Genomic DNA, 3,775 nt, shown 5'->3' with positions numbered 1-3,775 from the left:
CCCCGGCAGCCGCGGCAACCGCGGGAGCCGCAACAACCGCGGCAGCCGGAGCAACCGCGCCGCGACATCCTCCAGACGCTCGACCGGTTGCTGGCCACGCCGGCCGACGCCGGGCACCCGGCGATCCGGCGAGCGATCGCCGCCCTGCGCCACCGGCTGCACCCCACCGGGCCGGAGCCGGCGATCTCCGTGCACGACCTGCTGGTCCTGATCCACCTGCACCCCGGCATCAGCACCATCGAGCTGGCGCTGGTGGTCGGGCAGACCAACGTGACCATGCACAAGAAGCTCGGCGCGCTGCGCGCGCTCGGGCTGGTGGTCACCACCGCGCCGCCCACCCGAGGCAAGCGACACGGTCACACCCTGTCCGACCTGGCCGTCCAGCGGCTGGACACGCTGGCGGACCGGGTCGTCGAGTTCACCACCCCGGTCGCCGACATCCGCACCCAGGAGCTGCTGGACCTCAACGAAAAGCTGGCCGATCTCGATGAGGGCCTGGGCGCCCGACCATCACCGTTCACCTTCGCCGAGCTGCTGCGAGCGCTGGACGACTACCCCGAGGGCAGCAGCAAGCACGACCTGGCGTCCGGTTCACAGGTCGATCCCGAACGGTTGCGGCTCTGGCTGGACTCGCTGGTGGCCTGGGGGCTGGCCCGCTCCGAAACACGGCCGACCGGCGACTACGGCCCCCCGTTGACGTACTACTGGCTGACCCGGCGCGGCGTGAAGTTCATCGAGATCCTGGAGCGCCTCGGGCGGCTCGTCGCGCGCGGCGGTCAGGAACCCGGTTTCGGCAAGGCGGCGGACGAACGGCTCGCCACCGTGCGGCGGCTCCACCAGATGTTCAACACCGGACGGTTGACCTCGACCGAACCCCGGAAGGCGGGGCCCGCCGTCCGGTATCTCCGGACCAGGCCCCCTTCCGTCGAACAGACCCACGACGGGCCGCTGGCGACCGGGACGTGGTCCGACCGGGACACCGAGCTGCTGCGGCGGGTGCTCCCGTGGCTGGTCGAGTACCTGACCCCGCTGGCGGCCACCGGGTATCGGATGCCGAGGGGCCCGCCGGGCACGGCCCCGGTGTGGGTGCTCGACCAGCAAGAGATCGCGCCGGCGCTGGACCGGCTGGTGGCCAGGGGGATGCTGTCCCCGGCGGAGCGCGACCGGGTGGTCGCCGCGCTGGACCGGCTGGTCACGTTCGGCTGGCGCGACCCGGGCGTGCCACTGGCCGCCGGCGGGGCGATCGTCACCACCCGAGGGCTGCTCGACGAGCTGGCCGGGCACCGCGCGGCCGGGCGGATCACCCCGGCGGGGCTGCGCGCGTTCTGGCGCGGGGCGCTGGCGCACGAGACACGGTTCCACCTGTCCGGCCGCGCGCACCGCGGGTCCAGCCACGACGCCGACGCCGCGCTCCGGTTGGCGCCGCTGCGCGCGGCCCGCGCCGCCGCCTCGGTGCCGTTCGACCCGACCGATCCGCATCGCGGCTACCTGGCCGAGCTCGCGGCGGCGCCGCTGTGGGCGGTGCGGGCCTCCGGTAAGCGGCCGCGGGGCGGGGAGGCCGAGGCGGTGCGCCTGGCCGTCGCGGCGTCCCGGCCGGCGCGGGTGCTCGGCCGCGAGGAGGTCGCGCGGTGGGCGGGGCTGGCCGAGGCCGAGCTGCCGGCCTGGTTCGACGGGGTGCTGGTCGTCGACGGGCTGGCCGACCGGGTGGCCGCCGAGGCGGTCGGGCAGAAGGCCGCCGGCGCGCACAACCTGCTGCTGGTCGGGGCCGGCGGCTGGCTGGTCGTCGACTCGCGGGTGGCCGAGCTGTTCGCCGCGGCCACCCCCGAGGACAGGGCCGCGTGGGCGCGGTTCGTGAAGCGGCACCGGGCCCGCGGGCGCCACGCCGAGCCGCCCCCGCTGCCCGGCCTCGCCGAGCACCTGGCCGCCGCCGACCTGCTCACCGCCCTGACCGGGTACCTGGTCCGAGGAAAGCCGAGCGACGAGGACTCCGACGACCCGAGCTGGACCGACGCCGCGCACCTGGCGCACTGGGCCGAGACGCCGGCGGAGCGGATCGAACGCCTCATCGCCGAGGGCCGATGGCTGGGCCGCTCGGACGGGCGGGCCTGGGCGATGGACCCGGCGCTGCTCGCGGCCGGTTTCGTCCCGACGACCGACGACGGCCAGCCGGCCGCCCGCCTCGATCCCGGACCGACCGGCGGGCCGCCGCTGCTGCTCACCGGGTGGGCGTCCAGCCGCCACGGCGCCTGGCTGCCCAGCCTGCTGAACCGGCTGCGGGCGATCAACACCGGCTGGGCGGCGCCGCCGGGGTGGCACGGCCCGGCGCACGGCGAGGTGGTGCTGGCCGCGATCGCGCACGCCTGGCGGCACGGCCGGTGGGACGAGCCGAGGTGGGTGGCCGAGGACCTCTACCTGCGCCACGCCGAGCTGGACGGACCGTGGGCGCGGCTGTTCCCCGACGGCGTCGAGCTCGCGGTGCGGGTCGGCCCCGACGGCACGCACCGGCTGGACAACTTCTACCCCGCCACCACCCGGGGCACCCCGCTCACCCCGTCGTCGGCCCTGGACGCCGTGGTCGAGGTGAGCACCGACCGCACCGACGGCACCGGCGTCCGGGTCGGCGAGCACACGGTGGCCACCGTCCTGCACCTGCTGGAGGACGACGAAGGCACCCGCCTGCCGAACCCGAGGGTCGGCCGGATCGGCCGCGACCACCGCCCGGTCACCGGCTACGTCAGGCTCACCCCGGACGAGCTCACCCCCGACGCGCGAGACGCGTTGACCGAGCTGTTCGGCGACGCCGTCGACTTCGCCCTGCTCGTGGTGCCCGACCTACCTAATCTCTACGGCCCCGCCGACGCCCCGACGATCGCCGAGCTGGGCACCGGCCCGCTCACCGAGAACGACCCGCTGACCAACGTCGGCCACCCCAGCTGGCGATACAAGATCAACGTCGGCCCGTGGCGCGGCGGGCGGGCGCTGGTGCCCACCTCACCGGGCCACTCCGGGGGTCCGTACTTCCTGGGCGGCGTGCTGGCCGGCCTGCACGTCCGTACCGACCCCGCCGGCGGCGCCGTCCTCCTCGCCGGCCCCGCGCACCTGGCCGAGGTCATCGCCGTGGCCACCGCGAAGGCCGCCGACCAGGGCCTGCTGCCCGGCACGGCACCGACCCCCTCGACGCTGCCCGAGCCGACGCTGCCCGAGCAGGCGCTGCCCTCGGACGCGCTGTCCGAGCTGATCGAGCTGGCCGGCACCGGCACCTACGTCGACGACATGACCGAACGGCAGCGGGACCTGCTGGTGCGGGTCAGCGTGGCGCTGGTCGCGGGCCTGCGGGCGGGCGCCGCGGTCGAGCCGGCCGGCCGCGACGACGCCACCGCCCGGATCTGGCGCGACCGGGTGGCCGACCTGTTCCCCGGCCGGTTCGCCCGCCCCGCCTGGCTGGTCGAGAACTGGGACACCGCCTCCGAGGCGGACCGGCTGGTCCTCACCGTGTTCGTCCTGCTCAACGGCGCGTCCGGCTGGCTGGCCGAGCTGCCCACGGCCGACTCCCAGCTCTGGCTGGTCGACGAGGCGTTCCACACCCTGACCATCGCGCGGGCCTCGTTGGAGATCGGCGCGGGCTCGATGTCGGCCATGACCGAGGCGTCGCTCGCCCAGGCCACCCTGGGCATCGAGGTCATGCGCCGGCTCCCGGCCTGGGGCATCACCCCGGACCCCGACGCGGTGCTGCGGACCCACCTGGTCGCCCAGGAGCTGGACGACCTGTGGCGGG

1 protein-coding gene is annotated in these 3,775 nt (G+C 75.9%); it reads left to right on the top strand.

Annotated elements, in window-relative coordinates; translation table 11 throughout:
- Positions 1-87: 87 nt before the first annotated feature.
- The coding region (locus tag N912_RS59655) for a hypothetical protein (RefSeq protein WP_211261662.1) at positions 88-3,775 on the top strand (3,688 nt) is incomplete at its 3' end.

The sequence above is a fragment of the Actinospineispora acaciae DSM 45401 genome (assembly GCF_000620785.1).
GTDB classification, from domain to species: domain Bacteria; phylum Actinomycetota; class Actinomycetes; order Mycobacteriales; family Pseudonocardiaceae; genus Pseudonocardia; species Pseudonocardia acaciae.
Note: the sequence above shows the minus strand (reverse complement) of the source record. Positions and strands in the feature narration are given on the sequence as shown.